We start from the raw sequence: 21,115 nt of genomic DNA, 5'->3' as shown, positions 1-21,115 counted from the left end.
GCATGAGCCAATCTCAACACGCGCCGGGGCCGGGAAAGAACATTCTCGGCATTGGCCAGCGCATAGTTACTCTCGTGGTTCAGATGGTCGAAACGCGGCTGCGCTTAGCGGTCGTCGAACTGGAAGAGGAGAAAGCCAACCTCATCCAGATCCTGTTAATGGCCGGGCTTACCCTGCTGTTCACCGCTTTCGGCCTAATGAGCCTGCTGGTGCTGATCATGTGGGCCGTTGACCCGCAGTATCGCCTTATCGTAATGGTCGCCACTACGGTAACCCTGCTGCTGCTCGCGATCGTTGGTGGGATATGGACCCTGCGCAAAGCCCGCCGCTCCACCCTGCTGCGCCATACTCGCCACGAACTGGCTAACGATCGCGCCCTGCTGGAGGATGACGAACCATGAGTCCACGTCAGGAGCGAGAGGAACGCAAAGCGTATCTGCTGCGGCAGATTCAACAGCAACGGCTGGATATGAGCGCCAGCCGTCGCGACTGGCTGGAGGCCACGCAGCCCTACGATCGCGGTTGGGACCGCCTGGTAAGCCTGCGCTCATGGGTGATGGTCGGCAGCAGCGTGATGGCGGTGGTCTCTTTGCGCCATCCGCGTTTTCTGGTGCGCTGGGCCCGCCGCGGCCTGGGCGTCTGGAGCACCTGGCGCATGGTCAGAAATATCCTGCGCCGCTCCGTTTAACCTTCCCTACTCTGCTTTTCTCGCTGCCATACATCATTGCTCAGATTCTTTGAAGAACTTCAACAGTTTTCCTTGCTAACAATTGTTATACGTCACAGTTATATTTCTCTCCATCGACAGCAGCTACGCGCTATCAACGTGTAAACGCTCAATAAAACGGTTTAACTGCCCGCAAGGTTCTCTGGAGAGAAAGATGAAAAAATTAGAAGATATTGGTTTCCTGGTCGCACGTATTCTGATGCCGATTCTGTTTATCACCGCAGGCTGGGGCAAAATCACCGGGTATGCGGGTACGCAGCAGTATATGGAAGCAATGGGTGTCCCAGGTTTCCTGCTGCCACTGACCATTCTGCTTGAGTTTGGCGGCGGTCTGGCGATTCTGTTCGGTTTTCTGACTCGTACCACCGCGCTGTTCACCGCAGGCTTCACCCTGCTGACCGCCTTCATCTTCCACAGCAACTTTGCTGAAGGCATGAACTCGCTGATGTTTATGAAAAACCTGACCATCGCTGGCGGCTACCTGCTGCTGGGTATCACCGGTCCAGGTGCATTCAGCATCGACCGCGTGCTGAATAAAAAGTGGTAAGCGCACTATACTGAATGAATAAAAAAGCGAGGAGATATCTCCTCGCTTTTGCTATCTGGAGGAGAACATCATGGGACAATTGATCGATGGCGTCTGGCAGGACGTCTGGTATGACACCAAATCCACCGGTGGACGTTTCCAGCGTTCGGTATCCGCATTTCGCAACTGGCTGACCGCCGACGGCGAGCCAGGCCCGACCGGTAACGGTGGTTTTGCCGCCGAGAAAGATCGCTATCACCTGTACGTCTCTCTTGCCTGTCCGTGGGCGCACCGCACGCTGATCCTGCGTAAACTCAAAGGGCTGGAGCCGTTTATCTCGGTTTCCGTCGTGAACCCGCTCATGCTGGAAAACGGCTGGACCTTCGACGCCGATTTCCCGGCCGCCACTGGCGATACGCTTTATCAGCATCAGTTCCTTTATCAACTCTATCAGCATGCCGATTCCAGCTACTCCGGGCGCGTAACCGTACCGGTGCTGTGGGATAAAAAGAATCAGACCATCGTCAGCAACGAATCTGCGGAGATCATTCGCATGTTCAATACCGCCTTTGATGCCCTGGGCGCCAAAGCGGGTGATTACTATCCGGTCGCGCTGCGCGAGCAGATTGACGAGCTGAATAGTTGGATCTACGACACGGTGAACAACGGGGTCTACAAAGCCGGCTTCGCCACCAGCCAGGCGGCCTATGATGACGCCGTGGAGAAAGTCTTTAGCTCGCTGGATCGCCTGGAGAAGATCCTTGGACAGCACCGCTACCTGACCGGTAATCAGCTCACCGAAGCCGATATTCGCCTGTGGACGACGCTTATCCGCTTCGATCCGGTCTACGTGACCCACTTTAAGTGCGATAAGCACCGCATCAGCGACTATCTGAATCTGCACGGCTTCCTGCGTGATATCTACCAGATGCCGGGTATTGCTGAGACCGTCGACTTCGACCATATCCGTAACCACTACTTCCGTAGCCACAAAACCATTAACCCGACCGGGATTATCTCCATCGGGCCATGGCAGGATCTGGACGAACCGCACGGCCGCGACGAGCGTTTCCGCTAAGCACACCGGGCATCGGTCTTCGATGCCCAATTAATTCACCCCGCCAATATTTACCACCTTTTCATTCACGACTATCCTTAGCTTGATCGCTTTAAAAACAAGTGATTAATGATCAACTGAGGCATAAAAATGGATTGGTATCTCAACGTTCTACGTAATTACATTGGGTTTGGCGGCCGCGCCCGTCGCAAAGAGTACTGGATGTTCATTCTGGTGAACGTCATTTTGACGTTCGTGCTGGGGGTGATAGACAAGATGCTAGGCTGGCAGCGCGCTGGCGGCGAAGGGATCCTCACCACTATTTACGGCATTCTGGTCTTTATTCCGTGGTGGGCAGTGCAGTTCCGCCGACTGCACGACACCGATCGCTCGGCGTGGTGGCTGTTGCTACTGATCATTCCGGTGATTGGCTGGATTGTGATCATCATCTTTAACTGCCAGAACGGAACGCCTGGCGACAACCGTTTCGGACCGGATCCGAAGCGTCTTTCCTGATCCCGGGTCGCTTCGCTCGGCCGGGCTACATGTTGCAGGTAGCCCGGACGAGGTGCGAAGCACCGACTCTGGGGTTTATTTCGCGGTTAACAGCTTTTGAATCTCACGCAGACACCAGGACTTCGCTTCGCCCATGCTGTCGCGACGCCAGGCCATGATGATATCAATTTCGCTGGTGTATTCGGGGCTCACCACGCGTAAGCGCCCCTGCGCGATATCCTCTTCGACCATTGGATACGGCATAGTCGCTACGCCCAGGCCGGCTAACAGCGCCTGGCGCTTCTCTTCCATCGACGTGACCGTCAAACGCGGTTGCTTATCCAGCAGCTGTACCGTCAGTACCGGACGCTCGCGGGCGGTGTCGGCAATCGCCACGCCGCGATACTTCACGCGCGTCACTTCCGACAGCGGTTCGGCTTCCTGATGGATAGGGTGATCCGGCGCGGCAACATAAACGTTCATCACCGAATAGAGTTTGCGGGAGTTAATCTCCGTCGATGAGCGAAAATGCATATCCGGCGCAATCACGATATCCGCCCTACCCTGCTCCAGGCGCTCCCAGGCGCCCGCCAGCACTTCGGTAATAATCGACAGTTGGGTATTGGATTTGGTCGCCAGCTTTTCCACCAGCGGGAACAGCGCAGAGGTTGGGATCAGCGCTTCTGCTACGATGGTAAGATGGGTTTCCCAGCCGCGAGCCAGCGCTTCGGCATCGGTCGTCAGCTTATCGGCGGCTTCCAGCAGCACGCGCCCGCGTTCCAGCAGCATGCGCCCCACGTTAGTGAATTTTGTTCGATGACCCGAGCGGTCAAACAGCACCACGTCCAGCTCTTCTTCCAGCTTTTGCATGGTGTAGCTTAATGCCGAAGGCACGCGTCCGAGCTCATCAGCCGCGGCGGCAAAGCTTCCGCGTCTATCGATGGCGTCCATTACTCGTAGTGCTTCCAGCGTCAGTGCTCTCTCTTTAGCCATGGCGTGCTCATTCAGTAAATTTGAACATACCGGGCAGAATATCTGGCTAACAATGCAGCGTCCATACCTTTACCATTGTTTTAGTGTAAAGGAGGGTCAAGAAGATGATTACCACAAGAACAGCGAAACAGTGCGGACAGGCAGACTTCGGTTGGCTGCAGGCTCGCTACACCTTCTCTTTTGGGCACTACTTTGATCCGAAGCTGCTGGGCTACGCCTCACTGCGCGTGTTGAATCAGGAAGTGCTCGCACCGGGCGCCTCATTCCAGCCACGCACCTATCCAAAAGTCGATATTCTGAATCTGATTCTGGAAGGTGAAGCGGAGTATCGCGATAGTGAAGGTCACCATATTCATGCCAAAGCCGGTGAAGCGCTGCTGATTGCCACTCAGCCAGGCGTCAGCTATAGCGAGCATAATCTGAGTAAAGACAAGTCGTTAACCCGGATTCAAATCTGGCTCGACGCCTGCCCTGAGCGCGAGAACTCGCGCGTGCAGAAGATCAAACTGAAAGAGATCGATCACCAACTGTTAGCCTCGCCGGACGGCAGCCAGCACAGTCTGCAGCTGCGCCAGCAGGTATGGCTGCACCATATCGAGCTTGCCAAAGGCGAGCAGGTCAGCCTGCAGCTGCACGGGCCGCGTGCCTATCTGCAGTCGATTCATGGCACGGTTCACGCACTGGCTCACGAGGCGGAAAAACAATCTCTGACCTGCGGCGATGGGGCGTTTATCCGCGATGAGAGCAATATCACACTGGTGGCTGATACCCCGCTGCGCGCTTTGCTGATAGATTTACCGGTGTAACGATTTTCAGGGACACCGAAGACAAAATGAGTAAGCGAAACAACAAAAAGCAGCACAAGGCCGTCGTCGTTAAAGCACCACAGCCGGTCAGCGCGCCAAAAAGCTTTGGCTTTGAAGAGATGCTGAACGAGCTGGAAGCGATTGTTTGTGAAGCAGAACGTCATCAGGCAGCAGAACACGCCGCCTGAGAAGATGCCCCGGCCAGAGACCGGGGCTATTTTTTACGCGAGCTTGCTCGCCATAATCTGAATCACCTGCTTGTCCGTCTGCTGCATGGAGTGGCAGGCCAGCGAGCAGAGGTTGCTAATCGACTGCTCCACATCGTTCGCCACAATCCCCTCATTTCCAGTTACCGCCGTTTCATCCAGCGCCATCAGCACCGCTTTCCACGCCGACGACACGCTGGTTGAGACCTTCATCGCGCAACTGTTAGACGCGCCATCGCAGATAATGCCGCTGACGTCGCCGATCATGCTGCTGATGGCCATTGAGATGCTGCGGTAGCTGCCGTCGATAAGCCAGCAGATACCGGCTGCCGCTCCCATCGAGGCGGTGGTCGCGGCACAAAGCGCCGACAGCATCGGCAACTGGTGATGGATATAGATAGCCGTCAGGTGCGAAAGAATCAGCCCGCGGGCCATTTTTTCCTGCGAGCAGCCCAGATGCTCCGCGACCACCACCACCGGCATAGTCGCAGCAATGCCCTGGTTGCCCGAGCCGGAGTTGCTCATTGCTGGCAGGCAAGCGCCGCCCATGCGTGCATCAGAGGCCGCCGAAGTGCGGATCATGATGTCGGTCAGTAGATCTTTTGCCAGCAGCCCGCGCTCGCGCTGACGTTGCAGGGTCGCCCCAATATGCAGGCCATACGGCGCACGCAGCCCTTCATGAGAGAGCGCGCTGTTCAGCAGGGCGGCATCGAGGATAAAGCTTATCTTTTCAAACGGCACCTGCTCGGCAAACTCAACGACCTGCTCCAGGGTGACATTTTCAAGGGATGTTGTCTGCTCTTCTTCTGCGCCTTCGCCATTGCTGACATTCAGCAGCGTCACGCCATTTTTCACTACGCGAATCACTCGCGTATGGCCACCGGCAATGGTCACCGTCGCCGATTCATCGAGGGTATAGACCGTGGCGCTGGCATAGAGCACGTCATCGCACGGCTCTTCCATCGTCACCGACACTTTACCGCTGGCCAGCAGAACCTTGGCCGCCGTAATGTCCTCCACCGACGCGCCCTTCAGCACTTCCAGCCCGGCCTGCGCGTCGCCACCCAGCGCACCCAGCGCGGCGGCAATCGGCAGCCCCACCATCCCCGTACCCGGCACGGTAACGCCCATGCCGTTTTTCATCAGGTTCGGCGACACTTTAGCCACGATATGACTAACCCTGCCCGCCAGATGCGATGCCGCAATCGCGCTCGCCAACGCCAGTGAAACCGGCTCGGTGCAGCCCATTGCGGGCTTCACGTTCTGTTTTACCGCCTGAATCATGTTGTCCCAGAGCGGATTCATTGATACATCAACCATATTCATTACCACAGGTAAATCAGGAGAAGGCCAGGAACGGCGAGACGCAGAGCAGCAGGCCGGTAATGATGATAATCACCAGCGAGACGCCTTTGTATTTGTGTAGCGCCGGGACTTTGTAGACCAACCAGGCCGGAATCAGACAACCCACCATGCCGAAAATCGGGCTACAGATAGAGGTGAAGCTCAACACTGGCGCATTGAGAACAATGGCGCTCCAGGCCAGCAGGATGGCGAAGATCATGATCCCGCGCTGCACCAGCTTCTGATTGATTTGTTCTTCCGGCATTTTGCGGCGCAGCAGGTTGATAACGATCCCCTGCGTCGCTTCGCGGAAGCCCAGATAAACGCCGAAGAAGGCGGTCATCACAGCAAAGATATTGAGGATCACGCTCACCACGGTCACCCAGGCACCCGCGCTGCCGTTAATAAACTGGGCGGCAATCGCCAGCGCCGAGATGTTCTGCTCGTAAGCTTTCACCGCTTCATCGTGACCCATCGCCAGCGTAAAGGAGACGGCGTAGAAGAAGACCACCACGAACAAAATGCCAAAGGCGATGTTCATCGCCCGCAGCGCCTTGTGACGCGCCACTTCGCGGGATTTTTCTTTTGAGCGATAGGAGATAACCATCGGGCTCAGGGTTTGAATAAACAGGATAGAGGTCAGGGTAAACGGCAGCGTGATGATGGCGTTCTTAATCAGCAGCCCCATCGGCGGCAACGTACCGGCGTTGTACAGATGCCACATACCGACCATCGACACCCCAAGTGCCGCCACCACCAGCAGTTTGGTCAGCACCATAAAGCTGGAGACTTTAAACAGCAGCTTCTCCCCGCGCGACGATATCGCTACCAGTACGCAGATCAGCACCAGGCCATAAAACGGGTTTTCGGAGAGCAATCCGTCGGTCACGCCGAAGGTATGCAGATAGGAGGCGCTGTCGTTGGTGATCGCCGTGGAGTACACAAACATCCAGATAACCAACATGATGAAGTAGAGCGCACCGAGTAAGATCCCCCAGTTTTTGCCGAGGTAGCCGCTGATAACGCTCGGGTAGTCTTTACACTCCGGCGATTCGGCAAGCGTATTAATAAACAGGCGCTGGAATAGGTACATCGCCGGGTAGCCAACGATGGAGGAGAGCAGGAAGACCCACAGCCCCATCAGGCCAACCTGAACCGGCAGGAACACGATCCCGGCCCCGATCGCCATCCCGATACTCATAATGACCCAGCCAACGTCGGTACTGTCGAATTTTATTGCCGCCTGCCATTCACTTTCTGACATGCCCGCTCGCGCGGCCGCTGACGACGTCGGCGCGGTTGCTATTGAGATTGTTTCCATAACAAATTCTCACTCTTAGTATGTAGGGGTTTATTGTTTTAATGCAGTTTGATGTTCCAGATATTTTTAATATTACAGGCTTATTCACTGCCTTTTTTAGAGTGAGAAAATGATAGCGCGGGTTATGGAGAAAAAACTTGCAACTCCATGCGCTGAGAAACGTCGAAAGTAGAAAATATTGCTACGATTAGCGCAAAATAAACCAATGTATTTCTCTTGAACTAAAAAAAGAGAGATTTCGGTTGTTTTCGCTTCCAACACCATAAGCGTAATAAGTTGTTTTATAAGGAATTTTAACCGGATAGCGATTTCTTCGATGATGAACGCTACGCAGGTTTTGTGAGATAGCGCAATGAGTCGTGTTAACAACATGTGAAGTTAAAGAAAGGTAAAAAATGACGGTTATCACACCATTACATCAATTTAGTGAATAACTCTATTTTTTGTATGGATATGGTAAACAAATAGAATATAACGCTACTGAAAAGGCGTGTCCTTCAATCAGCGCCGAAAAGCAAAAACCCCGCCGAGGCGGGGTTTTTTAAGAGGTGAAACTGACCGATAAGCCGGGTTCTGTCGTGGACAGTCATTCATCTAGGCCAGCAATCGCTCACTGGCTCAAGCAGCCTACCCGGGTTCAGTACGGGCCGTACCTTATGAACCCCTATTTGGCCTTGCTCCGGGTGGAGTTTACCGTGCCACGGACTGTTACCAGCCGCGCGGTGCGCTCTTACCGCACCCTTTCACCCTTACCTGATCCCGCTTGCGCGGGCCATCGGCGGTTTGCTCTCTGTTGCACTGGTCGTGGGCTGTTACACCCCCCAGGCGTTACCTGGCACCTTGCCCTATGGAGCCCGGACTTTCCTCCCCTCCGCCCGTCTCCCCCGAAGAGGACGACGACGAAGCGGCGACTGTCTGGTCAGCTTCGGCGCGCAGTATAGAGGGTTTGCGCGCCGATGTCACCCTTCGATCCGCATCCCCACCTGAATGGCGGCGGCAATGTTCCGGGAGGTCTGATAAATGTTCTCCGCCGCATCGCGGAACGCCTCTTCCAGCGAGCCAATACGGTTCAGCACGCTGAATACCGAATCAATGCCGTACTGGTGCACCACGCCAACATCGCGCGTCAGGCTACCGGCAATGCCGATAACCGGTTTATGGTATTTCTTCGCCACGCTGGCTACGCCTACCGGCACCTTGCCGTGAATGCTCTGGCTATCGAGACGGCCTTCACCGGTGACCACCAGCGTGCAATCGTGAATATGCTCTTCCAGATTCAGCGCCTGGGTCACAATCTCAATGCCGCTGCGCAACTCTGCGCCCAGGAACGCCATCAGCGCCGCCCCCATTCCGCCCGCGGCGCCAGATCCCGGCACGGTTTTCACGTCGATACGCAGCGAGGCTTTGATCGCCTCCGCATAGTGGGCCAGGTTGCGATCCAGTTCGACGATCATCGCCTCGGTCGCCCCTTTCTGCGGGCCAAAGATGCAGGAAGCGCCCTGCGGCCCGGTCAGCGGGTTCGTCACATCGCAAGCCACGCGAATCGCGCAGTGTTGCAGGCGGGCGTCCAGGCCGGAAATATCAATGTGATTAAGGCTCATCAGGCTGCCGCCGCCAAAGCCAATCTCCTTGCCCTCGGCATCGCACAGCTTCGCGCCCAGCGCCTGCACCATACCGGCACCGCCGTCGTTGGTCGCGCTGCCGCCAATGCCGATAATAATGTTCTTCACCCCGCTCTCCAGCGCCTGGAGGATCAGTTCCCCGGTGCCGTAAGAGGTGGTAATCAGCGGGTTACGCTGTTCTGGTGGCACTAAGGCCAGGCCGCTTGCGGCCGCCATTTCAATAAAGGCGGTATTCCCGTCGCCGGAGATCCCCCACTGTGCTTCCACGGCTTCGCCGAGCGGGCCAGTGACCGTTGATGTCACCGAACGCCCCTGCGTGGCCGCAATCATCGCCTCAACCGTTCCTTCTCCACCGTCGGCGACCGGCACTGACACGAATTGCGCTTCCGGAAAGATTTCCCGAAATCCTTTTTCTATTGCCTGAGCTACCTCGGTGGCAGAAAGGCTTTCTTTATAAGAGTCTGGGGCGATTACGATTTTCATATCTGAGCCTATTAGCGCACGACGCCGGAGGGCGTTTTACTGCTCCGGCCTACCCTGTAAGCCCGGCACGCAATGCGCCACCGGGCACAACGTCCTTAGCGAGTGACTTCCACTTTCGCCAGCTTTTCGTAATAGCATGCCAGAGCGCTATGGTCAGCGGTTCCCAGACCATCGGCACGCAGCGCCTGCATCATCTCCATCACCGCCGCGGTCAGCGGCAGCTGTGCGCCAACGCCGTGCGAGGTATCCAGGGCATTCGCCAGATCTTTAATATGCAGGTCGATACGGAAACCCAGCTTGAAGTTACGGTCCATCACCATCGGTGCTTTCGCATCCAGCACGGTGCTGCCTGCCAGGCCGCCGCGAATAGCCTGATACACCAGATCCGGGTTAACGCCCGCTTTGGTTGCCAGGGTCAGCGCTTCAGACATCGCCGCAATGTTCAGCGCCACGATCACCTGGTTTGCCAGCTTGGTCACGTTACCCGCACCGATGTCGCCGGTATGTACCACCGAACCCGCCATCGCTTTCATCAGGTCGTAGTATTTATCGAAGATAGCTTTATCACCGCCCACCATCACCGACAGCGTACCGTCGATGGCTTTTGGCTCGCCGCCGCTGACCGGCGCATCAAGCATCTCAACGCCCTTCGCCTTCAGCGCATCACTAATTTCACGGCTGGCCAGCGGAGCAATCGAACTCATGTCGATAAGCACGGTGCCCGGCTTCGCGCCTTCGATAATGCCGTTTTCGCCCAGCGCCACGTCTTTCACGTGCGGGGAGTTTGGCAGCATGGTGATGATCACATCACACTGCTCGGCAATCGCTTTTGCCGTGGTTGCCGTTTCGGCACCAGCGGCGATCACTTCAGCGATCGTTTCAGGATTACGGTCAGAAACCACCAGCGAGTAACCTGCTTTCAGCAGATTTTTACTCATCGGTTTACCCATGATACCCAGGCCAATAAAACCAACTTTCATCGTCATTTCCTCAAATGTGTATGTATTCGGTGGTGGTTACTTCTTGAAGGCGTCAGCCAGCTTCTGCGTACCGGCGCGGAACACGCCCAGATCGCTGCCGACCGCCACAAAGGTTGCGCCCCACTCCAGATAGCGACGCGCATCGGCTTCTACCGGTGCCAGAATGCCGCTCGGCTTACCGTGCGCTTTGGCACGGGCGAAAATGTGTTGAATCGCCTGCTGCACTTCCGGGTGAGAAGCGTTGCCCAGATGGCCTAACGCGGCGGCCAGGTCGCTTGGGCCAACGAAGATCCCGTCAACGCCGTCGGTAGCGGCAATGGCATCAACGTTATCGACGCCAAGCTGGCTCTCGATCTGCACCAGGATGGTGATGTTCTTATTGGACTGCGCGAAGTAATCCGGCACGGTGCCAAACATGTTGCCGCGATGCGAAACGGACACACCGCGAATGCCTTCTGGCGGATAGCGGGTAGAGGAGACCGCCTGCGCGGCTTCTTCTTCGGTTTCTACGAACGGGATCAGGAAGTTGTAGAAACCGATATCCAGCATGCGCTTGATAATCACCGGCTCGTTAGTCGGGATACGCACCACCGGTGCGCTCGCGCTGCCTTTTAAGGCCATCAGCTGCGGGATGAGCGTCGTCACGTCGTTCGGCGCATGTTCACCGTCCAGTACCAGCCAGTCGAAACCGGCCAGTCCTAACACTTCGGTGCTGATTGGGCTGGAGAGTGCGGACCAGCAGCCAATCTGAACCTGTTTGGCAGCCAGTGCCGCTTTGAATTTGTTAGGGAAAATCGCGTTATCCATTTTCATTACCTTAAGTTAGTCGTGGCTTACTTACGCAGTTCCAGACGTTTGATGTCGCCCACCACGAACAGGTAGCAAACCATCATCATCAGCGCAGAGCAGCCTACAAAAATCAGTGCGCCATTAAAGGAGTGCAGCTCACTCACGATATAGCCAATCACCAGCGGAGTGACGATAGACGCCACGTTGCCGAAGACGTTAAACAGCCCGCCGCACAGCCCAACAATCTCTTTCGGTGCCACATCGGAGATAACCGGCCAGCCGAGTGCACCAAAGCCTTTACCGAAGAATGCCAGCGCCATCAGGGTTACCACCAGCGCGGTGTTATCGGTGTAGTTACACAGAATAATCGTCGATGCCAACAGCATGCCCAGCACGATAGGCAGCTTACGAGCAAAGGTCAGCGTACAGCCACGGCGGATCAAGTAGTCAGAGAACAGACCGCCCAGCACGCCACCGGCAAAGCCACACAGCGCCGGGATAGATGCCACCAGCCCTACTTTCAGAATCGACATCCCTTTATCCTGCACCAGGTAAATCGGGAACCAGGTGAGGAAGAACCAAGTAATGGTGTTCAGGAAGTACTGACCAAAGAAGATACCTAACATCATACGGCTGCTGAGTAACTGCTTGATGTACTCCAGCTTCGGACCTTTTGCCGCATCGCTGCCCGGCTTTTTATGGTCCATATCGACCACAGCACCGTTATCCGCAATAAACTTCAGCTCATCTTTAGACATACGCGGATGGTCAGTCGGGTTATGAACAAACTTCACCCACATCCCGGTCAGCACGAAGCCAATCGCCCCCATCACGGTAAAGACGTGTTCCCAGCCCCAGGCGAAGGTCAGCCAGCCCAGCAGTGGAGAGAACAACGCTAACGAAAAATACTGCGCAGAGTTAAAGATAGCGGACGCGGTGCCACGCTCTTTAGTCGGGAACCAGGCCGCCACAATACGGGCGTTCGCTGGGAAAGATGGCGCTTCGGAGAAGCCCAGCATAAAGCGCATAAAGAACATGGAGACGCCTGCCCACGCTAATGGGAAGAAGCCAACAAAGCCCTGCAGGAAAGTGAACAGCGACCAGAAGAACAGGCTGTAGGTGTACACTTTCTTCGAACCAAATTTATCCAGTAACCAACCACCGGGGATCTGCATGAGCAAATAAGCCCAACCGAACGCAGAGAAGATATACCCCATTTCTACCGCGCTCAGCCCCAGCTCTTTCGCCACCGATGTACCGGCAATGGAGAGCGTGGCGCGGTCAGCATAGTTAACGGCCGTAACAATAAAAATAACTAACAAAATTAAATAACGAGTCGGCATTCCTTTCGTTGATCCAGAAACATCAGCAGTATCATGTATCATTTTATTATCCTCGGGGGTACAGAGCACCTTAATTGTATTTTTATTATTAAGGCATATTTCGCTGATTATTAATTGATAACAAGCGACTAAATAAACCAATAAGACACTATGAAATCGGGATTCAGTATAATCAGGAAACCAGCGCCATACATTGTGCAAACACACAATCTCAACGCTTTTAAAAATCTTTTAATTATACATATGCACATAACACTGGGCGCTGATGCACAATTTCACGCTTTGATACCCTTGCGCCACGGGGCACCACAATAATAAGTGATCTCAATCACATTTTTAAACTTCAACACCTGACATGCTTTATTCCATAATCAAAGTGTTCTTATTTTCAATAATGAAAACCCTGACACTTCTATCTTTTATTTTTTGCCCCGCTGGCTGGAGAATACTGGACAATGGCTAACATTGAAATCAGACAAGAATCGCCGACTGCCTTTTATATTAAAGTGCACAACACTGATAATGTGGCGATTATTGTTAACGATAACGGATTAAAAGCAGGAACACGTTTTCCTGATGGTCTGGAATTAATTGAGCATATTCCCCAGGGGCATAAAGTAGCTCTGGTAGATATTCCCGAACGCGGCGAAATTATCCGCTACGGCGAGGTCATCGGCTATGCCGTTCGCGATATCGTGAAGGGCAGTTGGATTGATGAGTCCACGGTCATTCTGCCGGAAGCACCGCCGTTGAACACGCTCCCGCTGGCCACCAAAGTGCCGGAAGCGCTGCCGCCGCTGGAAGGCTACACCTTCGAAGGCTACCGCAACGCCGACGGCAGCGTCGGTACCAAAAACCTGCTGGGCATCTCCACCAGCGTGCACTGCGTGGCCGGCGTGGTGGATTACGTGGTCAAGATTATTGAGCGCGATCTGCTGCCAAAATACCCGAACGTCGACGGCGTGGTAGGCCTTAACCACCTGTACGGCTGCGGCGTGGCGATTAACGCCCCGGCGGCCATCGTGCCCATTCGTACCATTCATAACATCGCCCTGAACCCGAACTTTGGCGGCGAAGTGATGGTGGTCGGCCTCGGCTGCGAAAAACTGCAGCCAGAACGCCTGCTGCAAGGGACCGAAGATGTGCAGAGCATCCCGGTCGACAGTGCCAGCATTGTGCGCCTGCAGGACGAACAGCATGTCGGCTTTAGATCGATGGTCGACGACATTCTGCAGGTAGCTGAACGCCACCTGGAAAAACTCAATAAACGCCAGCGTGAAACTTGCCCGGCGTCTGAACTGGTCGTTGGGATGCAGTGTGGCGGCAGCGATGCCTTCTCCGGCGTCACCGCCAACCCAGCGGTGGGCTACGCGTCTGACCTGCTGGTCCGCTGCGGCGCAACCGTCATGTTCTCGGAAGTCACCGAAGTACGTGATGCGATCCACCTGCTCACCCCGCGCGCCATCAACGAAGAGGTCGGTAAACGCCTACTGGAAGAGATGGCCTGGTACGATAACTACCTCGATATGGGCCAAACCGACCGCAGCGCCAACCCGTCTCCGGGCAACAAGAAAGGCGGTCTGGCAAACGTGGTAGAAAAAGCACTGGGCTCTATCGCCAAATCAGGCAAGAGCGCCATTGTGGAAGTGCTATCACCGGGCCAGCGCCCGACCAAACGCGGCCTGATTTATGCCGCCACCCCGGCAAGCGATTTCGTCTGCGGCACCCAACAGGTGGCCTCTGGCATTACCGTGCAGGTCTTCACCACCGGTCGCGGTACGCCGTACGGCCTGATGGCGGTGCCGGTCATTAAGATGGCTACCCGCACGGAGCTGGCGAACCGCTGGTATGACTTAATGGATATCAACGCCGGAACCATTGCGACGGGCGAAGAGACCATTGAGGATGTGGGCACCAAGCTGTTTGAGTTTATTCTCGACGTGGCGAGCGGGCGGAAGAAAACCTTCTCGGATCAGTGGGGGCTGCATAACCAGCTGGCGGTGTTTAACCCGGCACCGGTGACCTGATGCACTAATCGCGCCCCTGCCTGATAACAACCGGGATAGCACCACCGCTATCCCGGTTTTTTTATTCCGATGCCGCCACCAGCGTGACGTCGATACCGCTTTTGCGCAGCCCTTCCAGACTTTCCGCCGGAATACCTTCGTCGACGATGATCATATCCACGCGCTGCATATCAATAATCTTATGCAGACTGGAGCGGTTAAATTTGCTGGAATCGGTGACGATAATGATCTTCTCTGCGACTTCGCTCATCCGGCGATTCAGCCGCGCCTCATCTTCATTATGGGTACTGATCCCACGCTCAAGGTCGATAGCATCCACGCCAAGGAACAGCATGTCGAAATGGTAATTCTGCAGCGACTGCTCCGCCTGATCGCCATAGAACGATTGTGACTGACGACGCAGATGTCCGCCGGTCATCAGCAGCTCAACGCCCTCGGCATCCAGCAGCGCATTAGCTACGTTCATACCGTTCGTCATGGCAATGACGTCCGTATGCTGACGCAGGCGACGCGCGATCTCATACGTGGTGGTCCCCGAGTCGAGGATAATACGATGCCCCGGTTTTATCAGTTGAACCGCCGCTTCAGCAATACGTCGTTTAATCGCGGTATTCAGCGAACTTTTATCCTCAACCGAAGGCTCATTTCCAGGCTGGCTGCCGTCACAGATCAACGCTCCGCCGTAGGCACGCACCGCAATCCCCTGCTTTTCAAGGAACGCCAGGTCGTTACGGATAGTGACGGTAGATACGCCAAAGTGAGTGGAAAGATCGTTAACCTGTACGCTTCCTTGCTGGCGCAAGCGCTGAATAATGAGTTCACGCCTTTCACTGGTGCCTGTGATGCGCTTTTCTGCGGACGAATCCGTGCTGCTCATAATGAATCCCTTAATCCAATCTTTCGTTTCATTTCGATTGTTCTATTAACGCCTTTCTTTTAGCAGATTGCAAGCGCAAGAAATGGCACTTGCCCCGTATCATCGGCCATACAAATCTTTCATTACGTTTCTTTTGTGAAACAGATCGGAAAATGAAAACCTTTCGTTTTATTTTTTAAATGACGTAATGCACTATAAAGTGAAATAAAACGAAAGATAAAAATTAAAACCATCGAATACGGAGAGGAAAGTGAAACATCTCATAGAAATGGTGGAACAACACAAACGGGGGAACGCAAAGGGCATTTACGCCGTTTGTTCAGCGCATCCGCTGGTGCTGGAATCCGCAATGCGCCTGGCGTTGCAAAACCACAGCCCATTACTGATTGAAGCCACCTCCAACCAGGTCGATCAGTTTGGCGGCTATACCGGTATGACGCCCGCTGATTTTCACCGTTTCGTTCATCAACTCGCTGATACATTACAGTTGCCGCGCGAACAGCTGATTCTCGGCGGCGATCACCTCGGCCCAAACCGCTGGCAAACGCTGCCTGCCGCCACGGCAATGGCCAATGCCGATGAGCTTATCAAAAGCTATGTGGCCGCCGGATTCAAAAAAATCCACCTTGATTGCAGCATGTCCTGCGCTGACGACCCCGTCCCGCTGACCGATGCCATCGTCGCAGAACGCGCCGCGCGACTCGCCGCCATTGCCGAAGCTACCTGCAAAATGCATTTTGGTCACGCTGACCTCGTGTACGTCATTGGCACCGAGGTTCCGGTACCGGGCGGCGCGCATGAAGCGCTCACTGAACTTGCCGTCACCACGCCGGAAGCGGCGCAGGCCACGCTGCAAGCCCATCATCATGCTTTTGAAGCGCAAGGGCTTGCTGACCTCTGGCCGCGTATCGTCGCCTTAGTAGTTCAGCCCGGCGTTGAGTTCGATCACACCAACGTCATTGACTATCAGCCGCAAAAAGCCGTGGCGCTGAGCAAAATGGTGGAATCTCACCCCGCGATGGTCTTTGAAGCACACTCCACCGACTATCAAACGCCGCACGCCCTTCGCCAGTTGGTGATTGACCATTTTGCCATTCTGAAAGTCGGCCCGGCACTCACCTTCGCTCTGCGCGAAGCGCTGTTCTCACTGGCAGGAATTGAAGAAGAGTTGCTGCCTGCTAAGGCTATTTCCGGTCTGCGACGCGAGCTGGAAAACGTCATGCAGGACCGTCCCGAATACTGGCAGAGCCACTACCACGGCGACAGCAATACACGTCGGCTGGCACGGAGCTATAGCTACTCAGACCGCATGCGCTACTACTGGCCTGATACTCAGGTCGACAGCGCCTACGAACGGCTGGTACGCAATCTGGCGGATACCCCGATTCCACTGCCGCTGATAAGCCAGTATCTCCCTTTGCAGTACGCCAGAGTCCGTGAAGGGAGCCTGAGCGCCACGCCGCACGCGCTCATTATCGACCATATTCAGGACGTTTTACGCCAGTACCACGCCGCCTGTCAGGGCGACAAATCCGATAGCGAATAACGATTAAGAGGAAAATGCTATGCCGAACATTGTGTTAAGCCGTATTGATGAACGTTTGATTCACGGTCAGGTCGGGGTGCAGTGGGTAGGGTTTGCGGGGGCAAACCTGGTGCTCGTTGCCAACGATGAGGTCGCAGAAGACTCCGTACAGCAAAACCTGATGGAGATGGTGCTGGCCGAAGGGATCGCCGTCCGTTTCTGGACGCTGCAGAAGGTGATCGACAACATTCACCGCGCCGCAGATCGTCAGAAAATCTTACTGGTCTGCAAAAATCCAGCTGATTTCCTCACGCTGGTTGAAGGCGGCGTACCGGTTAAACGCATCAACGTTGGCAACATGCACTATGCCGAAGGCAAAAAGCAAATCGCCAAAACGGTCTCTATTGATGCTAACGATACCCAGGCGTTCAACGGGCTGAAAACCGAAGGCGTTGAATGCTTCGTCCAGGGCGTTCCCACCGAACCCGCGTTAGATCTCTATAAACTTATCTGAGGTAATTGCGATGGAAATCAACTTACTACAGGCATTTGCGCTAGGCATCCTCGCCTTTATCGCAGGCCTGGATATGTTTAACGGTTTGACGCACCTGCATCGCCCTGTGGTGTTGGGGCCGCTGGTCGGCCTGATTCTCGGCGATCTGCATACCGGTATTCTGACCGGCGGGACGCTGGAGCTGGTCTGGATGGGCCTGGCACCGCTTGCCGGCGCACAACCGCCTAACGTTATTATCGGTACCATCGTTGGCACCACGTTCGCCATTACCACCGGAGTGAAGCCCGACGTCGCCGTTGGCGTTGCCGTGCCGTTTGCCGTCGCGGTACAGATGGGGATTACTTTCCTGTTTTCAGTCATGTCGGGCGTCATGTCACGCTGTGACCGCATGGCCTCAAACGCGGATACTCAGGGCATTGAACGCGTTAACTACCTGGCGCTGTTAGCGTTAGGCACCTTCTACTTCTTATGCGCCTTTTTACCGATTTACTTCGGCGCGGAGCATGCCAAAACCGCGATGAGCGTTCTGCCTGAGCGTTTGATCGATGGCCTCGGCGTGGCGGGCGGCATCATGCCGGCGATCGGCTTTGCCGTGCTGCTGAAAATCATGATGAAAAACGTCTACATCCCTTACTTCATCATCGGTTTTGTCGCCGCTGCCTGGCTCAAGCTGCCGGTACTGGCAATTGCCGCTGCCGCGCTGGCGATGGCGATGATCGATCTGCTGCGCAAGAACCCGGAACCTAAAGTGTCTCAGGCACAGAAAGAGGAATTTGAAGATGGCATCTAATCAAACCACCCTGCCGAATGTTGCCGAAAGCGAAGAGACGCTGCTGAGCGGCGTAAACGAAAACGTCTATGAAGATCAGTCCATTGGCGCTGAGCTAACGCGCAAAGACATCAACCGTGTGGCCTGGCGTTCCATGCTGCTGCAGGCCTCTTTTAACTATGAACGTATGCAGGCATCCGGCTGGCTGTATGGCCTACTGCCGGCCCTGAAAAAGATCCACACCAATAAACGCGACCTGGCGCGCGCCATGAAAGGACATATGGGATTCTTCAACACCCACCCTTTCCTGGTCACCTTTGTTATCGGCATTATTCTGGCGATGGAGCGTTCCAAGCAGGACGTTAACAGTATTCAAAGCACCAAAATCGCGGTCGGCGCACCGTTAGGCGGCATCGGTGATGCGATGTTCTGGCTCACGTTGCTGCCTATCTGCGGCGGTATTGGCGCAAGCCTGGCGCTTCAGGGATCCATTCTGGGGGCCGTGGTCTTTATTGTGATGTTCAACATCGTGCACCTGGGCCTGCGCTTTGGCCTTGCCCACTATGCTTATCGCATGGGGGTCGCCGCGATCCCGTTAATTAAGGCGAACACCCAGAAGGTCGGCCATGCGGCATCTATCGTTGGGATGACGGTGATTGGCGCACTGGTTGCCACCTACGTTCGCTTAGCCACGACGCTTGAGATTACCGCCGGGGATGCCGTCGTCAAACTGCAGACCGACGTGATTGATAAACTGATGCCCGCGTTCCTGCCGCTGGTTTACACCATGACCATGTTCTGGCTGGTACGTCGTGGCTGGAGCCCGCTGCGTCTGATTGGGATCACCGTGCTGTTAGGCGTTGTCGGCAAGTTTGCCCATTTCCTGTAAGTAAAAGAGGTCACAATGTTAGGCATTATTCTTTGTGGGCACGGTGGTTTCGCGACCGGTCTGGAACAAGCGATGAAACAGATCCTGGGCGAGCAGCCGCAGTTTATCGCTATCGATTTTCCCGAAGCCTCAACGACCGCGTTGCTCACGTCGCAACTGGAAGCCGCGATGGCTCAGCTAGACTCTCAGCAGGATATCGTTTTTCTGACCGATTTATTAGGCGGAACGCCTTTCCGCGTGGCATCGACGCTCGCCATGCAGAAACCGGGCAGCGAAGTGATCACCGGGACCAATCTCCAACTGCTACTGGAAATGGTGCTGGAACGTGAAGGGTTAAGCAGCACGGCGTTTAGGCTTCAGGCGCTAGAGTGCGGGCATCGCGGGCTGACCAGTCTGGTCGATGAGCTAAAAAACTGCCGCGAAGAAGTTGCGGTAGAGGAAGGCATATGACTCAGGTGCTGCGCGCACGCAGGGTACTGAGCGAAAGCGGCTGGCTGGACGACCATCAGATCCATCTCGTTGAGGGTCAGATAGCGCAAATTACGCCGATTCCAGCCGGTATAACCACCCGTGACGCTGACCTGTTGTGTCCGGCCTATCTCGACCTCCACGTTCACGGCGGTGCAGGCTTAGATGTGATGGATGACGATCCACGCACGTTGGAGACGCTGGCGATACACAAAGCCTGCGAGGGGGTCGGTGCCTGGCTACCCACTACCGTCACGGCCCCGCTTCCTGCTATCGAAAGTGCGCTGGGGCGAATCGCCCTGCGCATGCAAACGGGGGGCAAGGGAGCGATAGTGCTGGGAAGCTACCTGGAGGGGCCGTACTTTACACCCCAGAACAAGGGCGCACACCCACCCGAACTGTTTCGCGAGCTGGACACCCACGAGCTGGATAGGTTGATTGCCCACTCGCAAAACACACTTCGAGTGGTCGCGCTGGCGCCGGAAAAAGCCGGAGCGCTGGAGGCCATCGCACATCTGAAGCGGCGCGGCGTTCGCGTGATGCTCGGCCATAGCGCCGCTACCCACGCGCAGACCGTTGCTGCCTTTGATGCCGGTGCGGATGGGCTGGTGCATTGCTTTAACGGCATGACCGGTCTGCATCACCGGGAGCCCGGTATGGTCGGCGCGGGCCTGACCGATTCTCGCGCCTGGCTTGAACTGATTGCCGACGGGCACCACGTGCACCCGGCGGCCATACGGCTATGCGCTCACTGCGCCCCGGAGCGCACGGTGCTAATCACCGATGCAATGCGGGCAGCCGGAATGCCCGACGGGCGATACGACATCTGCGGTTACGACGTCGAGATGCGCAATGGCATTGTGCGAACACCCTCCGGTGGCCTGGCTGGCAGTACGCTCTCGGTCGATGCCGCGGTCAGAAATATGGTGGAGATGGCTGGCATCAGCACAGAAGAGGCGATTCGTATGGCCTCTTTGCATCCCGCGCAGCTCCTCGGCGTGGATGACCACCTTGGGTCGATTGCCGTCGGAAAGCAGGCGAATGTGATTGCGCTTAACGCCCAGCTTCAGGTACGACAAATCTGGCTCAAAGGCACACCGCTAAACCTTTAACCTTTCATTGTCTAACGTAAAGGTCCCTGCACCGCCCCGCGGGGATCTTTCTTTTCCTTTCTTGTCAGAATCAAAACCCTCTACCAATAAAAATGTAACGCATTGAATAATAAAAATAAATAAAACAAAAATTGCTCCCATCTCTAATTTTTCGTTTTATTTTTATTTTCCAGATTGAACTTTCGATTTCTTTTCTGTAGATTTTAATCAACCAAGAAAGCATTAAAATGAAACGAAACGAA

22 protein-coding genes and 1 other RNA gene are annotated in these 21,115 nt (G+C 55.2%); 14 read left to right on the top strand and 9 right to left on the bottom strand.

All coding sequences use genetic code 11. The annotated features are described in order from the left end of the window. Positions 1 to 2: 2 nt before the first annotated feature. The 5 genes from FHC49_RS22735 to FHC49_RS22715 all read left to right on the top strand — a co-directional run bounded on the left by FHC49_RS22735 (position 3) and on the right by FHC49_RS22715 (position 2,826). Positions 3 to 401, top strand: coding sequence for a phage holin family protein (locus tag FHC49_RS22735; protein ID WP_220440911.1), 399 nt, complete (start codon positions 3 to 5; stop codon positions 399 to 401). Further along, positions 398 to 688: a YqjK-like family protein gene (locus tag FHC49_RS22730; protein ID WP_220440910.1), complete on the top strand. Its 291-nt coding sequence runs from the start codon at positions 398 to 400 to the stop codon at positions 686 to 688. The genes FHC49_RS22735 and FHC49_RS22730 overlap by 4 nt, the downstream gene beginning before the upstream one ends. 193 nt (positions 689 to 881) lie before the next feature. Then, positions 882 to 1,274 (top strand): DoxX family protein, encoded by a 393-nt coding sequence (locus tag FHC49_RS22725; protein ID WP_064542109.1) that lies wholly within the window; start codon positions 882 to 884, stop codon positions 1,272 to 1,274. Between the two features lie 70 nt (positions 1,275 to 1,344). Further along, positions 1,345 to 2,331 (top strand): glutathione S-transferase family protein, encoded by a 987-nt coding sequence (locus FHC49_RS22720; RefSeq protein ID WP_220440909.1) that lies wholly within the window; start codon positions 1,345 to 1,347, stop codon positions 2,329 to 2,331. A gap of 129 nt (positions 2,332 to 2,460) precedes the next feature. Continuing rightward, positions 2,461 to 2,826 (top strand): DUF805 domain-containing protein, encoded by a 366-nt coding sequence (locus FHC49_RS22715; RefSeq protein ID WP_185667866.1) that lies wholly within the window; start codon positions 2,461 to 2,463, stop codon positions 2,824 to 2,826. A gap of 75 nt (positions 2,827 to 2,901) precedes the next feature. Here the strand turns inward: FHC49_RS22715 and FHC49_RS22710 are convergent, their stop codons facing one another. Then, positions 2,902 to 3,798, bottom strand: a complete 897-nt coding sequence (locus tag FHC49_RS22710) for a LysR family transcriptional regulator (protein ID WP_185667865.1) — start codon at positions 3,796 to 3,798, stop codon at positions 2,902 to 2,904. Positions 3,799 to 3,902: 104 nt separating this feature from the next. Here FHC49_RS22710 and FHC49_RS22705 point away from each other — a divergent pair, with 104 nt between their 5' ends. Continuing rightward, entirely contained in the window at positions 3,903 to 4,604 is a 702-nt protein-coding gene (locus FHC49_RS22705; RefSeq protein WP_185667864.1) for a pirin family protein, read from the top strand. Between the two features lie 26 nt (positions 4,605 to 4,630). Next, positions 4,631 to 4,792, top strand: a complete 162-nt coding sequence (locus tag FHC49_RS22700; RefSeq protein WP_185667863.1) for a hypothetical protein — start codon at positions 4,631 to 4,633, stop codon at positions 4,790 to 4,792. Positions 4,793 to 4,825: 33 nt separating this feature from the next. Here FHC49_RS22700 and FHC49_RS22695 read toward each other — a convergent pair whose 3' ends face one another. The 7 genes from FHC49_RS22695 to FHC49_RS22665 all read right to left on the bottom strand — a co-directional run bounded on the left by FHC49_RS22695 (position 4,826) and on the right by FHC49_RS22665 (position 12,734). After that, complete coding sequence (locus tag FHC49_RS22695) at positions 4,826 to 6,130, bottom strand: serine dehydratase subunit alpha family protein (protein ID WP_185667862.1); 1,305 nt, start codon at positions 6,128 to 6,130, stop codon at positions 4,826 to 4,828. Positions 6,131 to 6,149: 19 nt separating this feature from the next. Continuing rightward, entirely contained in the window at positions 6,150 to 7,475 is a 1,326-nt protein-coding gene (locus FHC49_RS22690; protein WP_185667861.1) for an amino acid permease, read from the bottom strand. Between the two features lie 546 nt (positions 7,476 to 8,021). Next, positions 8,022 to 8,402, bottom strand: an RNA gene (rnpB, locus tag FHC49_RS22685) — RNase P RNA component class A. A gap of 32 nt (positions 8,403 to 8,434) precedes the next feature. After that, a complete protein-coding gene (garK, locus tag FHC49_RS22680; RefSeq protein WP_185667860.1) occupies positions 8,435 to 9,580 on the bottom strand; it encodes a glycerate 2-kinase in 1,146 nt (381 codons plus the stop codon). A gap of 95 nt (positions 9,581 to 9,675) precedes the next feature. Next, positions 9,676 to 10,566 (bottom strand): 2-hydroxy-3-oxopropionate reductase, encoded by an 891-nt coding sequence (gene garR / locus FHC49_RS22675; protein WP_220440908.1) that lies wholly within the window; start codon positions 10,564 to 10,566, stop codon positions 9,676 to 9,678. Positions 10,567 to 10,596: 30 nt separating this feature from the next. Then, positions 10,597 to 11,367 (bottom strand): 2-dehydro-3-deoxyglucarate aldolase, encoded by a 771-nt coding sequence (gene garL / locus FHC49_RS22670; protein WP_220440907.1) that lies wholly within the window; start codon positions 11,365 to 11,367, stop codon positions 10,597 to 10,599. Positions 11,368 to 11,393: 26 nt separating this feature from the next. Further along, the gene (locus FHC49_RS22665; RefSeq protein ID WP_185667857.1) at positions 11,394 to 12,734 is read right to left on the bottom strand and encodes an MFS transporter; all 1,341 of its coding nucleotides are present in this window, start codon (positions 12,732 to 12,734) and stop codon (positions 11,394 to 11,396) included. A 413-nt stretch (positions 12,735 to 13,147) separates the two neighbouring features. On the opposite strand from FHC49_RS22665, the gene garD reads away from it, so the two are divergent. Then, positions 13,148 to 14,719, top strand: coding sequence for a galactarate dehydratase (garD, locus tag FHC49_RS22660; RefSeq protein WP_220440906.1), 1,572 nt, complete (start codon positions 13,148 to 13,150; stop codon positions 14,717 to 14,719). A 61-nt stretch (positions 14,720 to 14,780) separates the two neighbouring features. Here the strand turns inward: garD and FHC49_RS22655 are convergent, their stop codons facing one another. After that, positions 14,781 to 15,596: a DeoR family transcriptional regulator gene (locus FHC49_RS22655; RefSeq protein ID WP_185667855.1), complete on the bottom strand. Its 816-nt coding sequence runs from the start codon at positions 15,594 to 15,596 to the stop codon at positions 14,781 to 14,783. 250 nt (positions 15,597 to 15,846) lie between these two features. On the opposite strand from FHC49_RS22655, the gene kbaZ reads away from it, so the two are divergent. The 6 genes from kbaZ to nagA are packed head-to-tail and all read left to right on the top strand — an operon-like array spanning position 15,847 to position 20,873. Continuing rightward, the gene (kbaZ, locus tag FHC49_RS22650; RefSeq protein WP_185667854.1) at positions 15,847 to 17,142 is read left to right on the top strand and encodes a tagatose-bisphosphate aldolase subunit KbaZ; all 1,296 of its coding nucleotides are present in this window, start codon (positions 15,847 to 15,849) and stop codon (positions 17,140 to 17,142) included. A gap of 19 nt (positions 17,143 to 17,161) precedes the next feature. After that, the gene (gene agaV / locus FHC49_RS22645; RefSeq protein ID WP_185667853.1) at positions 17,162 to 17,635 is read left to right on the top strand and encodes a PTS N-acetylgalactosamine transporter subunit IIB; all 474 of its coding nucleotides are present in this window, start codon (positions 17,162 to 17,164) and stop codon (positions 17,633 to 17,635) included. A gap of 10 nt (positions 17,636 to 17,645) precedes the next feature. Next, on the top strand, positions 17,646 to 18,425 hold the full coding sequence (agaW, locus tag FHC49_RS22640) for a PTS N-acetylgalactosamine transporter subunit IIC (RefSeq protein ID WP_185667852.1): 780 nt from the start codon (positions 17,646 to 17,648) through the stop codon (positions 18,423 to 18,425). Next, positions 18,415 to 19,293 carry a PTS N-acetylgalactosamine transporter subunit IID gene (agaE, locus tag FHC49_RS22635; protein WP_185667851.1) on the top strand — a complete coding sequence of 293 codons (879 nt, stop codon included), beginning with the start codon at positions 18,415 to 18,417 and terminating at the stop codon, positions 19,291 to 19,293. Before agaW ends, agaE begins: the two co-directional genes overlap by 11 nt. A 15-nt stretch (positions 19,294 to 19,308) precedes the next feature. Then, a complete protein-coding gene (agaF, locus tag FHC49_RS22630; protein ID WP_185667850.1) occupies positions 19,309 to 19,743 on the top strand; it encodes a PTS galactosamine/N-acetylgalactosamine transporter subunit IIA in 435 nt (144 codons plus the stop codon). Further along, positions 19,740 to 20,873, top strand: coding sequence for an N-acetylglucosamine-6-phosphate deacetylase (nagA, locus tag FHC49_RS22625; RefSeq protein ID WP_220440905.1), 1,134 nt, complete (start codon positions 19,740 to 19,742; stop codon positions 20,871 to 20,873). Before agaF ends, nagA begins: the two co-directional genes overlap by 4 nt. Positions 20,874 to 21,115: the final 242 nt, after the last annotated feature.

The sequence above is a fragment of the Kluyvera sp. EC_51 genome, assembly GCF_019584505.1.
In the GTDB taxonomy this organism is placed as follows: Bacteria; Pseudomonadota; Gammaproteobacteria; order Enterobacterales; family Enterobacteriaceae; genus Kluyvera; species Kluyvera sichuanensis.
Note: the sequence above shows the minus strand (reverse complement) of the source record. Positions and strands in the feature narration are given on the sequence as shown.